General features: G+C 42.2%; 18 protein-coding genes. 15 read left to right on the top strand and 3 right to left on the bottom strand.

The genetic code is table 11. The annotated features are described in order from the left end of the window. Nucleotides 1–1,356: an undecaprenyl-phosphate glucose phosphotransferase gene (locus I4Q58_RS06605; protein WP_203295049.1), complete on the top strand. Its 1,356-nt coding sequence runs from the start codon at nt 1–3 to the stop codon at nt 1,354–1,356. After that, nucleotides 1,356–2,132 (top strand): glycosyltransferase family 2 protein, encoded by a 777-nt coding sequence (locus I4Q58_RS06600; protein WP_203295047.1) that lies wholly within the window; start codon nt 1,356–1,358, stop codon nt 2,130–2,132. Before I4Q58_RS06605 ends, I4Q58_RS06600 begins: the two co-directional genes overlap by 1 nt. Here the strand turns inward: I4Q58_RS06600 and I4Q58_RS06595 are convergent. Further along, complete coding sequence (locus I4Q58_RS06595; RefSeq protein ID WP_203295045.1) at nt 2,127–3,434, bottom strand: phenylacetate--CoA ligase family protein; 1,308 nt, start codon at nt 3,432–3,434, stop codon at nt 2,127–2,129. The genes I4Q58_RS06600 and I4Q58_RS06595 overlap by 6 nt on opposite strands. 68 nt (nt 3,435–3,502) lie before the next feature. Here I4Q58_RS06595 and purD point away from each other — a divergent pair, with 68 nt between their 5' ends. After that, nucleotides 3,503–4,774 (top strand): phosphoribosylamine--glycine ligase, encoded by a 1,272-nt coding sequence (purD, locus tag I4Q58_RS06590; protein ID WP_203295043.1) that lies wholly within the window; start codon nt 3,503–3,505, stop codon nt 4,772–4,774. On the opposite strand, the gene I4Q58_RS06585 is transcribed toward purD, so the two are convergent. Next, nucleotides 4,775–5,011 carry a DUF6341 family protein gene (locus I4Q58_RS06585; RefSeq protein WP_203295041.1) on the bottom strand — a complete coding sequence of 79 codons (237 nt, stop codon included), beginning with the start codon at nt 5,009–5,011 and terminating at the stop codon, nt 4,775–4,777. Nucleotides 5,012–5,053: 42 nt separating this feature from the next. Here I4Q58_RS06585 and I4Q58_RS06580 point away from each other — a divergent pair, with 42 nt between their 5' ends. The 3 genes from I4Q58_RS06580 (at nt 5,054) to I4Q58_RS06570 (ending at nt 7,703) form a co-directional block, all read left to right on the top strand. Then, a complete protein-coding gene (locus I4Q58_RS06580; protein ID WP_203295039.1) occupies nt 5,054–5,977 on the top strand; it encodes a DUF6427 family protein in 924 nt (307 codons plus the stop codon). Between the two features lie 69 nt (nt 5,978–6,046). After that, complete coding sequence (locus tag I4Q58_RS06575) at nt 6,047–6,658, top strand: DUF4254 domain-containing protein (RefSeq protein ID WP_203295038.1); 612 nt, start codon at nt 6,047–6,049, stop codon at nt 6,656–6,658. Between the two features lie 13 nt (nt 6,659–6,671). Beyond that, nucleotides 6,672–7,703: a glycosyltransferase family 9 protein gene (locus I4Q58_RS06570; protein ID WP_203295036.1), complete on the top strand. Its 1,032-nt coding sequence runs from the start codon at nt 6,672–6,674 to the stop codon at nt 7,701–7,703. Between the two features lie 68 nt (nt 7,704–7,771). Here the strand turns inward: I4Q58_RS06570 and I4Q58_RS06565 are convergent, their stop codons facing one another. Beyond that, entirely contained in the window at nt 7,772–8,821 is a 1,050-nt protein-coding gene (locus I4Q58_RS06565; protein ID WP_203295034.1) for a ferredoxin--NADP reductase, read from the bottom strand. 251 nt (nt 8,822–9,072) lie between these two features. On the opposite strand from I4Q58_RS06565, the gene porW reads away from it, so the two are divergent. The 9 genes from porW to atpA all read left to right on the top strand — a co-directional run bounded on the left by porW (nt 9,073) and on the right by atpA (nt 16,976). Further along, complete coding sequence (porW, locus tag I4Q58_RS06560; RefSeq protein WP_449564825.1) at nt 9,073–11,601, top strand: type IX secretion system periplasmic lipoprotein PorW/SprE; 2,529 nt, start codon at nt 9,073–9,075, stop codon at nt 11,599–11,601. A gap of 7 nt (nt 11,602–11,608) precedes the next feature. Further along, nucleotides 11,609–12,079, top strand: coding sequence for a bactofilin family protein (locus I4Q58_RS06555; RefSeq protein ID WP_203295031.1), 471 nt, complete (start codon nt 11,609–11,611; stop codon nt 12,077–12,079). Then, nucleotides 12,079–12,294 carry an AtpZ/AtpI family protein gene (locus I4Q58_RS06550; protein WP_203295029.1) on the top strand — a complete coding sequence of 72 codons (216 nt, stop codon included), beginning with the start codon at nt 12,079–12,081 and terminating at the stop codon, nt 12,292–12,294. The genes I4Q58_RS06555 and I4Q58_RS06550 overlap by 1 nt, the downstream gene beginning before the upstream one ends. A gap of 1 nt (nt 12,295) precedes the next feature. Continuing rightward, nucleotides 12,296–12,712 carry a hypothetical protein gene (locus I4Q58_RS06545; protein ID WP_203295027.1) on the top strand — a complete coding sequence of 139 codons (417 nt, stop codon included), beginning with the start codon at nt 12,296–12,298 and terminating at the stop codon, nt 12,710–12,712. Nucleotides 12,713–12,807: 95 nt separating this feature from the next. Beyond that, nucleotides 12,808–13,947 (top strand): F0F1 ATP synthase subunit A, encoded by a 1,140-nt coding sequence (atpB, locus tag I4Q58_RS06540; protein WP_203295025.1) that lies wholly within the window; start codon nt 12,808–12,810, stop codon nt 13,945–13,947. Between the two features lie 39 nt (nt 13,948–13,986). After that, a complete protein-coding gene (gene atpE, locus I4Q58_RS06535; protein WP_203295023.1) occupies nt 13,987–14,178 on the top strand; it encodes an ATP synthase F0 subunit C in 192 nt (63 codons plus the stop codon). Nucleotides 14,179–14,314: 136 nt separating this feature from the next. Next, nucleotides 14,315–14,815 (top strand): F0F1 ATP synthase subunit B, encoded by a 501-nt coding sequence (locus I4Q58_RS06530; protein ID WP_203295021.1) that lies wholly within the window; start codon nt 14,315–14,317, stop codon nt 14,813–14,815. 7 nt (nt 14,816–14,822) lie between these two features. Continuing rightward, the gene (gene atpH / locus I4Q58_RS06525; protein WP_203295019.1) at nt 14,823–15,359 is read left to right on the top strand and encodes an ATP synthase F1 subunit delta; all 537 of its coding nucleotides are present in this window, start codon (nt 14,823–14,825) and stop codon (nt 15,357–15,359) included. 39 nt (nt 15,360–15,398) lie between these two features. Further along, nucleotides 15,399–16,976: a F0F1 ATP synthase subunit alpha gene (gene atpA / locus I4Q58_RS06520; protein ID WP_203295017.1), complete on the top strand. Its 1,578-nt coding sequence runs from the start codon at nt 15,399–15,401 to the stop codon at nt 16,974–16,976. The last annotated feature ends 25 nt before the right edge of the window (nt 16,977–17,001 follow it).

Raw genomic sequence — 17,001 nt, 5'->3', positions numbered from 1 at the left:
ATGATTTTTAAAAGTGGGCGATATTCGGGATTTTTACGACCGCTTTCCTATTTGGTAGATTTAGGAATCATTCATGGTTTTGCTTTCTATTTTTTCGAAGAACCTCTTCAGTTTCTGAATTATATCATCTTTATTACCACGGGATGGATTATTCTTTCCCTAAAATCTGATTTTTACGAAATATATCGCTTTACACATGTGGCTAAGATTATGTCGCTTATTGTTAAGCAATTTGTCATATTCACCTTAATTGTTTTTGCATTTTTCGGAGTCTTTAATACCATTGAACGCTTACCATGGGCAATTCTAAGGTACATCATCATAGTTATGATAGCGGTTTCCATTATAAAGTTCACGGTTTATTTTTTATTGAAGAAGTATCGAGGGCTTATGGGGGGAAATCGTAGAAATGTAGTTATTATAGGCCTTAATAAAAAAACGGACCAACTCCGAAAGTTTTTTTCCGATAATCCAGAATACGGCTATCACTTAAAGAGGACATTCGATTTAACAGGACCTAATAAGGTCTCTATAGATGAATGCATCCGATTCATTAAAGCACATCCGATCGATGAAATTTATTCTTCCGTAGCAGAAGTCAACAATCGAGACCTAATAAAGCTTATCGATTATGTCGACAATAACCTCAAAGTGCTTAAATTCCTGCCGGATAATAAGGAGATCTATAGCAAAAAATTGGATTTTACCTATTACGGCGTTTTGCCGATACTTTCGCTTCGGAAAATTCCGATGGACGAACCCTTCAATAAGTTCGTTAAAAGAAGTTTCGATGTAACTTTATCCCTATTGGTAATTATTGGGTTATTATCTTGGTTAACACCATTGTTGGCTATCATCATAAAATTAGAATCGAAAGGCCCTGTATTTTTCAAGCAAAAGCGAAACGGACTGGATTATAAAGAGTTTTTCTGCTATAAATTTCGTTCTATGCGCCCAAACCCTGAAGCACATATTCACCAAGTTCGCAGAGGTGATGAACGGATTACTAGAGTAGGGCGTATTCTACGAAAGACAAGTATCGACGAGATGCCACAGTTTATTAATGTATTAAAAGGTGAAATGTCTGTAGTCGGTCCTCGTCCACACATGGTTAGCCATACCCATATGTATGCAGGAAGGGTTGACAAATTTATGGTTCGTCACTTTATCAAACCAGGCATCACAGGATTAGCACAGGTTAGTGGATATAGAGGTGAAGTGGAAACGGAAACAGATATTATTAATCGCGTGAAGTACGATATCTTCTATTTGGAGAATTGGTCACTTTTTTTAGATATAAAAATTGTATTCCAAACGGCTTATAACGCACTTCGTGGGGACAAAAAGGCATACTGATGAAGGCCACTCCTGTAATATCAGTTATTACGCCCTTATATAACGCTGAACACTTTATTGAGGCAACTATCCAAAGCCTTCAAAGCCAAACCTATAAACATTGGGAAGCATGTATCGTAGATGATGCCTCCACCGATGCATCCAACGCTATTGTAACCAAGCTTGCTGCTGAAGATTCGCGTATTCGACTTCATACTGAAACTGAAAATAGAGGAGCTGCCTATTGTCGCAACAAAGCCACCGAAATGGCTAATGGCAGTTTTATTGCCTTTCTGGATGCCGACGATCTATGGCATCCAGAAAAATTGGCGAAACAACTTTCATTTATGCAAGAGAAAGCCTGCATGGTTTCATTCACAAACTACCTCCACATGGATGAAATGGGGAAATCGTTTTTGAAACGAGTGAAGGCACTTCCAACACTTACCTATCAAAAGCAACTGACCAATAACTATATTGGAAACCTAACAGGCATGTATAATGCTGATAAATTAGGAAAAATCTTGGCACCGAACCTTCGAAAACGCCAAGATTGGGCCGTTTGGCTTACAGCTATCGAACGAAGTGGAAATCCAGCACTGGGATTGCAGGAAGATTTGGCGTATTACCGATTAAGAAGGGATTCTATGAGTACGAATAAGTGGAAGCTCATTCCGTATAACTATCAGTTCTACCGTTCCTTTCTAGGCTTTAGCACACTTAAATCAACAGCATATTTGTTACGGTTTTTTTGGGAATACTTCATAGAGCGCCCCAAACAATTCGAGCGCTTATAATTTCGAAATGAATTGCTTTAACTTACCGCGATTCGACCGATCCATTATGGTTACTTTCTGAAAGTCTATCCGAAGATGATCTCCCACGTATGTTGCGAAGGCGTTTTTTATCTGTTGCTCCTTTTCCGAAGAGATTACCGTTTCAGAAACATACAACACCACGAAGCGAGCCGTTTCATGTTGTTCCACCACAAACTCCTTTACATTTCCATCGTCCTCAATTACACTTTTAGTGACATAAAAAAATGTTAGCCCAGGAACTGTCTTACCGTCTGGTAACCTAGCCATATCGTTTGTTCTTCCAATAAGTTTTGAAAGGATAGGGCGCGAACTAGTGCTTTCTTCAGCTAACACTCCCATATCGCCAATTTCATACCGAATCATCGGATGGGCTCGGTTAAAAAGCGAGGTAATAACAATTCTGCCAGATTCGCCATTAGGGACGGTTTTTCCCTGTTCATCGACTACTTCAACAAACAGATCGTCATGGTTAATCAGGAATTCACCTTCACTATTGCGAAATGCTATCATCCCCACTTCACTAGCACCGTATTCATTCACCACAGGAACGCCTAACACTGCCTCTAACAGCTTTTCATCTTCTTTAAATAACATTTCGCTGGTCACAATACACAGCTTTAAGGTAGGGCAAACGGTTTTTAGTACAATACCCCTTTCTTTCAGAAATTTTCCAAAGAGAACAATAGAACTCGTATACCCATTTAGGTAAACAAACGGTTTCCTTTTAAAATGGCCGACAAACTCTTGAAGCTTTTCTTCCGATAGGTCAAAAACGGGAAATCGATACCGCTTTCCCAATCGGTCTTTTAAACGCTCTTTCCAATAGCCTTTTTTATCCAAGGGAATACCGTAAAACCGCGCCTGTAAATCACGATTCATATCCAAACCATACCAACGATAGCGATCGATAAAAACGGCCCAGCTCATCGCATGGCAGAAATGATCCTTTGCAAAAATAAAGGGATGGCCGCTAGAACCCGAGGTTTTGTTGATATAGGCATTCTTTGCGTTGAAACCATGCGATAATCGATTGCCAAGGGGTTGCTGTAACTTTTTTTTGGTCATAATGGGAAGCGACTCCCAGGTTTCGGGATTCGTATCTTTCGAAAATGCCTTATAAAAAGAATTCTCACGTTGGTGATACCGAACAATATCTTCTCGCAACTTCTGTTGAAAGAGTTCTCGGTCGGCTTCTGCTACCTGCTGAATTTCCCGTAAACGGGCCTTCGCCTTCCCTATGGGAAAACCTTTAAACCGTAATGTGAGCTCGAACAAATTCACCGATAAATAATTAGGGCTTCAAGGTACAAACAATTATTTTTGGTGAAGCAAAAAGAAAACCTCCCATTATGAATATTCTAGTCCTTGGCTCCGGTGGCCGCGAACATACCTTTGCATGGAAACTTGCCCAAAGCGAGCGCTGCGATTCACTATTCGTAGCACCTGGAAATGCAGGTACTTCGAAAATCGCCACCAATATTTCCCTTTCCGTAACCGATTTCGATGCTATAAAAAACTGTGTGCTCGAAAATGAAATCGGAATGGTGGTGGTTGGACCTGAAAATCCATTGGTGGATGGAATTGTAGATTTCTTCAAACAAGATAGCGAGCTGAATAAAGTAGCCATTATCGGCCCTTCCAAACGCGGTGCCTTACTCGAAGGCAGCAAGGAGCGAGCAAAAGAGTTTATGGCGCTTTATGACATTCCTACGGCGGCCTACGAAAGCTTTAAAGAAGATTCTATCGAAGCAGGAAAGGAATTTCTTGAAACCTTAGAATCTCCCTATGTGTTAAAAGCGGATGGATTGGCAGCAGGAAAAGGAGTATTGATTATCGATGATCTGGAAGAGGCCAAACAAGAACTTGAAAATATGCTAAGCGGCAAATTTGGCGATGCCAGTGCAACTGTTGTCATCGAAGAATTCTTGGATGGTATCGAACTCAGCGTATTCGTGCTAACCGATGGGAACTCATACAAAATCCTACCCACTGCAAAGGATTATAAGCGTATTGGTGAAGGCGACACAGGATTGAATACGGGCGGAATGGGCGCTATTTCACCTGTTCCTTTTGTTGATGAAGCGTTTATGAAGAAGATTGAAGACCGTATCGTAAAACCTACCGTCCGTGGTTTGAAAGAGGAGGAAATCGACTATAAAGGCTTTGTGTTTATTGGACTGATTAAGGTAAATGACGATCCCTACGTAATCGAATACAATGTGCGTATGGGCGATCCTGAAACCGAAGTCGTGTTGCCACGAATTAAAAGTGATTTAGGTGTGTTGCTTGAAAAGACCTTCCAGCAACAATTGGCCTCCGTCGAAGTTGAAATAGACCCAAGAGCGGCAACCACGGTAATGGCTGTATCGGGAGGATATCCGGAGAGCTATGAAAAAGGCAAGGAAATTTCTGGATTGGATACCATGGAAGAGGATGTTATCGTATTCCATGCCGGAACTACTTTGAAAGAAGGGAAAACAGTTACGAGTGGGGGTCGTGTTTTAGCGGTAACCTCCTTTGGCGACGATTACGAAAAAGCACTAAAAAAATCCTACCGAAACGTAGAGAAAATCTCGTTCGATAGGATGTATTATCGTAAAGATCTAGGGTTCGACCTGTAATTATCCCAAGAAAGAATGTGAGGTCTGACTGCGATCTTCTTCGTTATTATCGTTGAAATCCTTCAACTTACGCATCCAGTATACAAAGGCTACAAAACCGATGATCATAAACAACCAACTCATGATGTTGGCGCCCCACCAGCTGTCCAATTCCCAACTACGCAATGCATCGTAAGGGATAAAAAGAAAGTCTTCAAATAAATCTTGAATGCCGTAAAATATATCTTTCCACTCCATATAGGTATCTTTATAGCGCAAAAATAGAAAAAATACCGGCTAATGCTCGCAAACTTTTTTGAAAAATCGAAACCGATCCATTTCATCTTTTTGGGAGCATTTCTGATTGTTGGCTATTTTTTTGGTGCAATCCCGTTGCAATCAGCGTGGTTCACTATCGGTAATATTCCTCAATACCTATTGGCAATAGGTCTTTGTATCTTTATGGTGTTGGTATTGGATTTCATCATACGGAAGAACCATCTTACTTTTTCAAACTCCTATGCCATTTTTCTCTTTTGTTGTTTTGTGGTGGCGGTCCCCGCCATTTTTAATTCAAACCGTATATTATTTTCGGTCCTTTTCCTATTATTAGCCTTCCGACGCATGATTAGCGTTTTCTCAGGGAAGGACGTAAAGAAAAAACTATTCGATACGGCCCTTTGGATTTCGGTAGCCTCCTTATTTCATTTCGGCGCTATTCTATTTATGATCCTATTGTTTTTTAAAATCATCCGAAGTCCGTTTACCACAGCAAAGGATTACTTTATCCCCTTTATCGGCTTCTTTTCAATTTTTATGATGGCTACCGCTTGGTATGCCCTTGCCGAGGATCGACTGTTATGGTTTTTACATTGGCCGGAAGCTGTCGGATTTAATTTTTCGTCATATAACGATTCCAGCTTGCTGATTCCGGCTGCAGTGTTACTCGGATTATTAATCTGGACGGGTATTCGGTATATTTTCGTTATTGCTAATGTTTCAAAGAAGGAAAAACCCAATGCCTTTATGATGTTGGGCGGACTGGTGATCGCTTTGGCCACAGCGATGGCAGCGCCAGAAAAAACGGGAGCAGAATTATTTTTCACCATGCCTTTTCTGGCTGTAATTACCGCCAACTACATCGAACGAATTCCCGAAGGCTTCATTCGTGAAGCGATAGTATGGTTTCTGCTCTTGATGCCCATAACTGTTTGGTGGTTGTAGGTTGCACGCTTTCAAATATTACGATGCTATCTCCGCTGAAAATATGGTACCTTTGCAAAAAAAGAATCCATGTTTACCGACTCTGCGAACAAAATATTTCAACAGGCTATTGAAAAGTATCACGAACTAGATCGTGTCGATCAGCCATTCGAAAATCCCTACAATAAAAAAGAAGAACTTTTAGAGCACTTATTATATCGCAAATGTTGGATCGATACGGTACAATGGCACTATGAGGATTTGATTCGTGACCCCAATATCAATCCTGTTGAAGCCTTGGAACTAAAACGGAAAATCGACGCTTCCAATCAGGACCGTACCGATACGGTAGAATATATCGACAGCTATTTCCTCGATAAGTTTAAGGATGTTCAAGTGAAGCCCGACGCTACTATCAATACCGAAAGTCCAGCATGGGGGATCGACCGCCTCTCTATCTTAGCGTTGAAAATCTATCATATGGATGAAGAAGCAAATCGAACCGATGCTACCCAAGAACATCAAATGAAGTGCAAAGCGAAATTGGATGTGTTATTGGAGCAGCGTGTTGACTTAAGTACTGCTATCAATCAATTATTGGAAGATATCGCACACGGAAGAAAGTATATGAAGGTGTACAGACAAATGAAGATGTACAACGATCAAGAATTGAATCCTGTTCTTCGCGGCGACAAAAAATAAGCCTCGCGCCACTATGGCCGATTACTCACATATTGCCGTAATTAGACTCTCTGCTATGGGAGATGTAGCAATGACGGTACCTGTACTACGCGTGCTTCAGGAAACCTATCCAAAATTGAAGCTTACCGTCGTATCCAAAAAACTTTTTAAGCCCTTTTTCAAGGATTTACCCCGTACCGATTTTGTGGAAGCTGAGGTGTACGGGAAACATAAAGGTTTCGGACTCCTTTCACTAGGGAAGGAATTGAAAAGCCGAAATATTCAGGCCGTTGCCGACCTTCATAATGTCATCCGATCAAAATTGCTGAGCGGCTATTTTATGCTAAACGGTATTACGGTTGAAACTATCGATAAGGGACGAACCGATAAACGTGCGCTTACCCAAGCCCAAGGGGCGGATATTCAACCGTTAAAAACCACGCATCAGCGCTATGCCGACGTTTTTGAAGCATTGGGACTGCCCATAGAATTAGATGAACATTCTTTTCCTGCGCGTCAGCCGCTCACTCCAAGACTGAAGAGCTTAATTGGGAAAGAGGCTCGAAAAGCTATTGGTATTGCGCCATTTGCTGCCTTTTCAGGGAAAGAGTATCCCTTTTTCATGATGGAGGAAGTGGTGCGAAAACTAAATACTTCGAACGAATACATCGTTTTTCTCTTTGGTGGCGGAGAAGAAGAGGTAAAAAAACTCGATACTATGGCAAAAGGCTTGGAGAATGTGCAGAACATGGCGCATAAGCTCACCTTTGAAGAAGAATTAGCGCTTATTTCAAACCTCGACCTTATGGTGGCAATGGATAGTGGAAACGGCCACTTAGCAGCTATGTATGGTATTCCGGTACTAACGCTCTGGGGCGTTACCCATCCTTACGCAGGTTTCGTGCCTTTTGATCAACCTGAAGAAAATCAGTTGTTGGCCAATCGAAAGAAATTCCCGTTAATCCCTACTTCTGTCTATGGAAATAAGCTGCCGCAAGGGTATGAAAAAGCCATGGAAACGATTTCCGTAGAAACAGTCCTTTCAAAGATTAAGGAATTACTTTAATAAATGGGCTAAACGTGTCAGGCTGAGCCTGCCTGCCGGCAGGCAGGCTTGTCGAAGCCTATCTTCTGCTAAACATCGTCATAGTCCACTATAATAGTAGGTGTCGAAGGATGCGACTGACACGTAAGGATAAAGCCTTCGGCCAATTCCTCGTCGGTTAAGATTTGGTTTTTGCGCATTTCTACCTTCCCCTCCTTCAACCGAGCGATACAGGTACTGCAAATACCACCTTGGCAGGAATAGGGCGGATCTAAATCGGCTTTCATTGCTGCTTCCAATACGGATGTCTCTTGCGACATACTGAACGTTTCGGTTTCTTCATCTAAAATTACGGTCACTTGCGTCATACCATCATGGGTTTCGGTTAAAAGTCCTTCTTCCGAAGTTGTAAACAGTTCGAAAAAGATTTGCTTTTCATTATAGCCACTTTCCTTTAATACCGAGGATACAGTGTCGATCATCGGTTCGGGGCCACAAAGATAAAAAGCATCAAATTTCCGGTCGCCAAACTTGTTCTTCAACAAATAGTTTACTGTACTTCGCTCGATACGTCCGAACATGGCCTTACCTTCCTGCTTTCGACTGTAAATGAATTCAATATAGAATCGATCACTGTATTGTTCCAATAGTTGAAGCAATTCGGAATGAAACATGGTTTCTTCTAAGTTTCGGTTGCCGTATGCCAATACTACCCTGGATTGTGTTTCGCTCTCTAGGATAGTGGTAATGAGTGAAAGCACGGGCGTAATACCGCTTCCCGCAGCAAAAAAGGCATAGTCTCTTTTTGTTGAAGTATTGGGTTCTATTACAAAATGTCCTTGTGGAGGCATCACTTGAAGCGTGTCGCCTACCTGCAAGGTTTCATTGGCAAATACGGAAAAGGTGCCGGTTGCGACCTTCTTCACCCCAACCTTCAGCGAACCAGTATTTGGAGCACAGCAAATTGAATACGCTCTACGCACCTCTTCGCCATTTAGCTCATGTTTGATAGTGATATACTGACCGGCCTTAAACTGAAATTCGTCTTGTAGGTTTTCGGGTATTTCAAAGGAAATGGAAACAGCATTAGGCGTTTCGCGCTTGATATCCGAAACGGTAAGCGGATAGAACTTGGACATATGCTCAATTTTTGTCGCAAAAATAAGGATTCCCGCTCTTTTGAAGCATTGTTATTCCGAATTCTATTCCATTACAAACCTGTTCTATAGGTAAATTCAGAAGCAATTCCACGCTAATCCCAAAAAGAACCTTATTTTTACCACATTAATCTAGACAATACATACTAAAACCTCAGGTTTTTAGTTACTATAGCACAGCAAAAATTCAGAATACATTGAAGGTTTTTTACAGAAGTATACTTTTCGTTTTGGTGGTTGGTGCCATTGCCGCGTGTTCACGGAAAAAGAACACCTTTATGAGCCGCAACTATCACGCGGTTACCGCCGAATATAATGCATTGTATAACGGCCAAGTTGCCTTTCAGGAAGGAAAACAGGAATTGGCCCAAACCTATCGCGATAATTTTTGGGAAATTCTGCCCGTGGAGCGTATCCAGCTCGACGAGGCATCGCAAACACCTGGTACTTCAGGTAATCCTAAGTTTGATCGTGCGGAAGAGAAAGCAGCCAAAGCCATCCAAAAGCATTCGGTGTATGTCGATGGAAAGGAATATAATCCTCAGATCGATGAGTCCTACATGCTCTTAGGAAAAGCCCGCTATTACAGTCAACGCTTTATTCCTGCATTAGATGCCTTCAACTTTATTTTGGATCGTTATCCTACCAGTAACAATATCAACAATGCGAAAATCTGGAAGGCGAAGTCATACATTCGATTGAGAAATGAGGAAGTGGCGCTTGAAAACCTTCAGGAAATTTTTGAAAAGGAACAGGAAGAACTAGAGGATGAAGTTATCGCCGATGCTGCTGCTATCATGGCACAGGCCTATATCAATCTCGATTCCTTGCCAGAGGCGTTGCCATATATGAAAATGGCATCCGAGAACGCTCAAGACAACGAACTGAAAGGGCGCTACCTGTATATTAAAGGGCAATTATACAATCGATTGGAACTGCGCGATAGTGCGAATATGGCGTTTGATGAGGTAATTGAACTGAATCGTAAGTCGCCACGCGTGTACATGATTAATGCGTATATCGCCAAAGCACGAAATTTCGATTACGATAATGAGGACAAGGTAGCTTTCTTGGAATTGCTTCGCGAATTGGAGGAAAATCGTGAAAACCGCCCGTTTTTGGATAAAATCTACAATCAGATTGGGGAGTATTATCGAAACACCAAAAATATCGATACGGCCATCACCTATTACAACAAGTCGATTGCTGCCTTTACCAACGATCAGACCTTGCAGGCTCGAAACTATAAGACCTTAGCGGAAATTTATTTCGACAATGCCGAGTATAAGGACGCAGGGGCATACTACGACAGCACCCTGATGAATACTCCGGAAAACACGAGAGAGCACCGTCGCATCACCAAAAAGCGTGAAAACTTAGACGATGTTATCAAATATGAGGATATAGCTATAAAAAATGACAGTATTCTTCGCCTTACCGCAATGAGTGAAGCCGACCGACGCGCTTATTTTGTTGAATATACTAACGAACTTCGCCAACAGGCTATCGAAGATTCCATTGCTCAAGCAAAAGAGGAGCAAGCAATTGCAAATAAGGAGTTCTATACCAAGGAGAGCAGCGGTAGGAATAAACCAGGCGGAGCTTTCTATTTTTATAATCCTACGACCGTTGCATACGGACTCCAGGAGTTCAAGAATATATGGGGTAATAGAAAGCTGGAAGACAATTGGCGTCGCTCCAGCAAGAAAACCATTAGCATTGATGAAGCTGAAGAAGAAGTGGTAAGCGTTCCTATTTCGGAAGATGCACGCTTCAACCCAGATACATATTTGGAAAAAATTCCAACCGAGCAAACGGTCATCGATAGTCTGGCGAAAGATCGAAACTTTGCGTATTACCAACTCGGACTTATCTACAAGGAAAAATTCAAGGAACCGGAATTGGCGAGCAACCGTTTGGAAAAACTGTTGACCTTCAATCCAGAGGAACGATTGGTGTTGCCTTCAAAATATAATCTGTTCAAGATTTATGAAGAAACCAATAAGCCTACCTTGGCAGAGAAATATAAAAATGATATTCTGACCAATCATGCCGATTCCCGTTATGCGGAAATTCTTCGAAATCCGAATACGGCTCTAGCGAATGATGAATCGAGTCCTGAATATAAATACAATCAGTTGTACAAGAAATTCGAAGCAGCCGAGTACGAAAAGGTAATCTCAAAAAGTGATGAGTACATTACCTTATATAATGGTACCGACATGGTGCCTAAGTTCGAAATGCTAAAAGCAACGGCCTTGGGTCGCCAAAAAGGGTTTGAAGCCTATAAGGAGGCGTTAAACTATGTCGCCTTAAATTATCCAAGTTCGAAAGAAGGGAAGCAGGCAGAGGAAATTTATGCGCAGAACCTTCCACAGTTAGCGCAAAAGGAGTTTATTCCAAATGAAGCGAGCGAGAAGTGGAACGTAGCCTATCGTTTCACTATCGAAAATGAGGCGGAAGCGCAGGCCTTAAAGGAGAAGTTGGATGAAGCCATTGCAGATTATAATTATACCAATATGAGCACTTCGGTGGATTATTACGATCCTTCAACTAGGTTGGTAGTAATTCACGGCCTCAACACCAAAATGGGCGGACGCGGTTTCGCTGAGGTGTTGAAGGATAACAAGAAATACAAGATCAACAAACCATTTTTCGAGATTTCTTCCGAGAATTACAAAATCATTCAAGTGCATAAAAACCTTGAGGACTATTTAAATCGCGAATCGACTACGGAAGAAGTTGACAATCCCCAAAAATAAGCGCGTTATGTTTTCAGACAAAAAAGACAGAGCAGAACAAGAAGCGACCGGATCCGGTCAGAACCGTATCAGCGAAGGAACTTTTATTAAGGGCGATATTTCCTCTAAAGGTTTTTTTCGAATTGATGGTGCTATTGAAGGTAATGTAAAAACACCTTCAAAAGTAGTGCTGGGTAAAACGGGCAAGATCAATGGTACCTTAACCTGCGAAAATGCAGATGTAGAAGGCACTTTTGAGGGTACGCTTGATATTTCGGGCACACTAACATTGAAGTCAACTGCCAACATTAACGGTGAAGTGGTCGTCGGTAAATTAGCCGTCGAACCGGGTGCAACCTTCAATGCATCTTGCCGTATGAAAGGTTCAGAGAAAAGCCTTCCTAAAAACACAGATACTGCAGTCGAAAAAGAGGCCTCTAAGGGAACGCACTTCGACCGTCAGCAACGGGCTAAAAAGGCCGCCGAGCCACTTAAGTAATGGCCAATAACGGCAACAATCTGAAACGTTGGGCGGTACTTTCGGCCATCGCAATCGAAATGGGCGTCATCATTTATCTTTTTGTAAGAGGAGGGCAGTGGTTGGACGTCGAATATAACGATGGCGATAAAGGCTTCGTCATCGTAGGCACTTTATTGGGTGTCGGAATTTCACTTTTCCTCGTGGTACAGCAAACCAATCGCTTGAATAAATAGGATGCAGCAAACGATTCGCTTTTCAGGCATCATGCTTTTGGTGTTAGCCGTTACTTTTGGCGTTCACCTTACCGTATTGTTTTTATTAGAATTACCCTTATTTCAGCATAAAATAGTGCTGGCGTATATCGTAAATGTGGTGTTCGGAATACTGTTAGTAGGGGTACTACAATATCGGTTGTCTAGTACCTCGGCACAAACAGGCTTTATCTTTATGATAGGAAGCGGTGTAAAATTTCTGCTTTTCTTTCTGCTTTTCTATCCATCATACAATGCCGATGACACCATGGAAACCATCGAATTCGTTACTTTTTTCGTGCCCTATGCCATGTGTTTGATCGTGGAAGTAACCTTCCTTTCGAAACAGCTTAACAATCAATCGTATGACCCTTCAGAAAAGACAGAAGAGGGGATTTAAAATCCGTCTAAAAAAACAGGGAAATTTGTTTTTGGGTTTAGGGGAATAACCGTATTTTTGCACCGATTTTTAAGGACACTATTACAATGTTCGGTATGCAAGGAAAGACTCTCAAGACATTACTAGCCCTTTTTGCCTTTACGATGACATTTTCGGCGATGGCAACCGTTAAGGAAGCTCCCGAGGGAGAAGGTAAAAAGGATACAAAGACCGAAATCAAGGAATATATAGACCATCACCTGCAGGATTCGCATGATTTCAATCTATTCTCTTATACAGGTGATGACGGCGAAAAACATCACGTAGGCTTTCCGCTTCCCGTGATTATTTGGGACGATGGGTTGCATACCTTTATGTCTTCAGAATTTCATCACGGAGAAGAAGTGGTAGAATCCAACGGAAATTACTACACGCTTTATCACAGTAAAATATACAGAACTGATGCATCAGGAACACTTAACTATGACCCTGAGCATCCCGACCATCCTACAAACGCACGTCCGTTAGACTTTTCCATCACCAAAAGTGTTGTGATGATGATTGTAACGGGAATCCTATTGTTGCTTTTATTCCGAGGTCTAGCAAGTAGCTATCGTAAGAATGAAGGCATCGCCTCAGGAATCGGTCGTTTCTTTGAACCTATCGTAATCTATATCCGCGACGATATTGCGATTGCGAATATCGGTGAAGAGAAATACAAACGATACATGCCCTTCCTATTAACCATCTTTTTCTTTATTTGGTTTTTGAATATGTTTGGGCTTACGCCACTAGGGGTGAACGTTACCGGAAACATTGCCGTAACCACTGCCTTGGCGATCTTGGTATTCCTACTGACCAATTTTACTGGAACCAAGGATTACTGGAAACACATTTTTGATCCATTAGGCGACGGAATGCCTTGGATCGGTAAGATTTTTATCTATATCATTTTGGTCCCAATTGAAATTTTGGGAATGTTCATTAAGCCATTCGCCCTTTTGATTCGTTTGTATGCGAACATGACAGCGGGTCACGTGGTATTGATGAGTTTGATCGGACTGATATTTATTTTCAAAAGCTGGATCGGCGGTCCGTTATCGTTCGGCCTTTCCTTTGCCATCTCCCTAATCGAGGTATTGGTGGCACTCTTACAAGCGTATATCTTCACCATGTTGGCGGCCCTATATTTCGGTTTCGCTAGCGAGTCGCACGACCATGCAGAAGAGCACGAAGGAGAAGTATCGCACTTGTAAGAACAAATTATTGAATGTTTAATTTTTAAATATTTTTTTATGGAAATCCCAACTATTATTGGAGCAGGTTTAGCGGTTATCGGTGCTGGTATCGGTATCGGTATGATCGGTGGAAAAGCGATGGAAGCTATCGCTCGTCAGCCTGAAGCATACGGTAAGATTCAAACTGCCATGCTTATTGCTGCTGCCCTTATTGAAGGTATTGGTTTCGCCGCGATTTTCGCTGGATAACCTATCCTAACGGACGTTCGTTGCAACGGTTGGTTGTTTCGAACGGCTACAAAACAGCCTGCCGGGTTTCGGCTCGGCAGGTTAAAATTAAACAAAGCATAAACGTCCTTATTCCAGAAGGACTCATTTAATAGATATGGAAAAATTAGTAAACGACTTTTCTTTTGGCTTGTTTATCTGGCAAATTATCTTATTTCTGTTGTTGCTTTTCTTACTACGGAAGTATGCATGGAGACCCATCCTAAACGCTGTTAACGAACGCGAACAAGGCATTAAGGATGCATTGGCCTCTGCAGAGGATGCGCGTCGCGAGATGGAGAACCTTCAGGCAGACAACGATAAGTTGCTGAAAGAAGCACGTGCCGAGCGCGATACGATGATGAAGGAAGCTCGCGAGGTAAAGGCAAAAATGATTGCCGATGCCAAGGAAGAAGCACAAGCGGAAGCGAATAAAATGATCACACAGGCGCAATCTGCTATCGAAAGCGAAAAGAAAGCGGCCATGGCAGAATTGAAAAGCCATGTTGCCGAACTTTCAGTTCAAATTGCAGAGAAGGTCGTAAAGAAAGAACTTTCTTCAGAGAAAGAGCAATTGCAATTGGTAGACTCCATGTTGGACGATGCCAAATTAAACTAAGCATTCCATGAGTAATAGAGCAGCACAAAGATATGCGAAAGCAGTTTTACAGCAAGCAGCGGAATCGAATTCCGAAAACTTGCTGTTTGGCGATATGCAATCTATCCATGGTACACTGGAAGAAAGCAAGGAGCTTCGCAATGTGTTGAACAGCCCGATTATTAAGGCTGACGACAAAAAGCAGGCCTTGTTGAAAATTTTCAGCAACCAGAGCGATACCACTAAGAATTTGATTCAATTGTTAGTGAAGAACGAACGTACCGCCCTGCTCGGAGAAGTAGCAAAAAGCTACATTAACCTATACAATGAAGCCCAAGGCGTTCAGGTAGCAAAAGTCGTTACCGCGGTGCCTATTTCTTCCGATATCGAGAAGAAAGTTTTAGCGAAAGTAAAGGAATTGACGGGAAGCGATAACGTTACGCTTCATAATACAGTCGATGCATCCATCATCGGTGGATTCATCCTGCGTGTTGGCGATTTACAGTATAACGCTAGCATCGCAAACAAGTTGAATAGAATTAAACGAGAATTCACATTAAATTAGGGTGAAGGCGAAAGCCGCACACCTCAAACCTAAATAAAAATGGCAGAAGTAAAACCAGCTGAAGTTTCAGCAATTTTAAAGGAACAACTTTCAGGTTTTGAAGCATCCGCTTCACTTGATGAAGTAGGAACCGTGTTGACCGTAGGTGACGGTATTGCCCGTGTATACGGTTTGGCCAATGCACAATACGGTGAATTGGTAGAATTTGAGAACGGCCTTGAAGGAATCGTTCTTAACTTGGAAGAAGATAACGTAGGGGTTGTATTACTTGGACCTTCAAAGGAAATCCTAGAAGGTGCTACCGTAAAACGTACACAGCGTATTGCCTCTATCAAGGTAGGTGAAGGAATTACTGGACGTGTGGTTAACACTCTTGGACAGCCTATCGATGGTAAAGGAGCAATTGCAGGTGAAACCTACGAAATGCCATTGGAGCGTAAAGCACCAGGTGTAATTTACCGTCAGCCGGTAAATGAGCCACTTCAAACAGGTATCAAGTCTATCGATGCCATGATCCCAGTAGGTCGAGGCCAACGGGAATTGGTAATTGGTGACCGTCAGACGGGTAAAACAACGGTCTGTATCGATACCATTTTGAACCAAAAAGAATTTTATGATGCAGGCGAGCCTGTTTATTGTATCTACGTTGCAATCGGTCAGAAAGCCTCTACCGTAGCAAACATCGCACGTGTATTGGAAGAAAACGGAGCATTGGCTTATACGACTATTGTAGCGGCAAATGCCAGTGATCCAGCACCGATGCAGGTATATGCGCCTTTCGCAGGAGCAGCTATTGGTGAGTACTTCCGTGATACAGGACGTCCAGCATTAATCGTATATGATGACCTTTCTAAGCAAGCGGTTGCCTATCGTGAGGTATCCCTGTTGCTTCGTCGTCCACCGGGACGTGAGGCATATCCAGGTGACGTTTTCTACCTTCACTCTCGCTTACTAGAGCGTTCTGCAAAAGTGATCAATGATGACCAGATTGCAGCGAAGATGAACGACCTTCCAGAATCGTTGAAAGGTATTGTGAAAGGTGGAGGATCGCTTACGGCCCTTCCGATTATTGAAACACAGGCAGGTGACGTTTCCGCGTATATTCCAACCAACGTAATTTCGATTACAGATGGTCAGATTTTCTTGGAAAGTGATTTGTTTAACTCTGGTGTTCGTCCAGCGATTAACGTAGGTATCTCGGTATCTCGTGTAGGTGGTTCGGCGCAGATTAAGTCGATGAAGAAAGTTGCCGGTACCTTGAAGCTTGACCAGGCGCAGTTCCGTGAATTGGAAGCGTTTGCGAAATTCGGTTCCGACCTTGATGCAGCGACGATGAACGTAATTGAAAAAGGGAAGCGTAACGTTGAAATCCTTAAGCAGGCACAAAACGATCCATTTACGGTTGAAGATCAGGTAGCCATTATTTATGCTGGTTCTAAAAACTTGTTGCGTGACGTACCTGTTGAGAAAGTACGTGAATTTGAGAGAGATTATCTTGAATTGTTGAATGCGAAGCATCGCGACACCCTAGACACGTTGAAAGCTGGGAAACTAACCGATGAGGTTACCGATACCCTAACCGCAGTAGCGAAAGATCTTTCAGCGAAATATAAATAAGTTCAGAGTTGTGAGTTCAGAGTGA

The sequence above is a fragment of the Luteirhabdus pelagi genome (assembly GCF_016827595.1).
GTDB classification, from domain to species: domain Bacteria; phylum Bacteroidota; class Bacteroidia; order Flavobacteriales; family Flavobacteriaceae; genus Luteirhabdus; species Luteirhabdus pelagi.
Note: the sequence above shows the minus strand (reverse complement) of the source record. Positions and strands in the feature narration are given on the sequence as shown.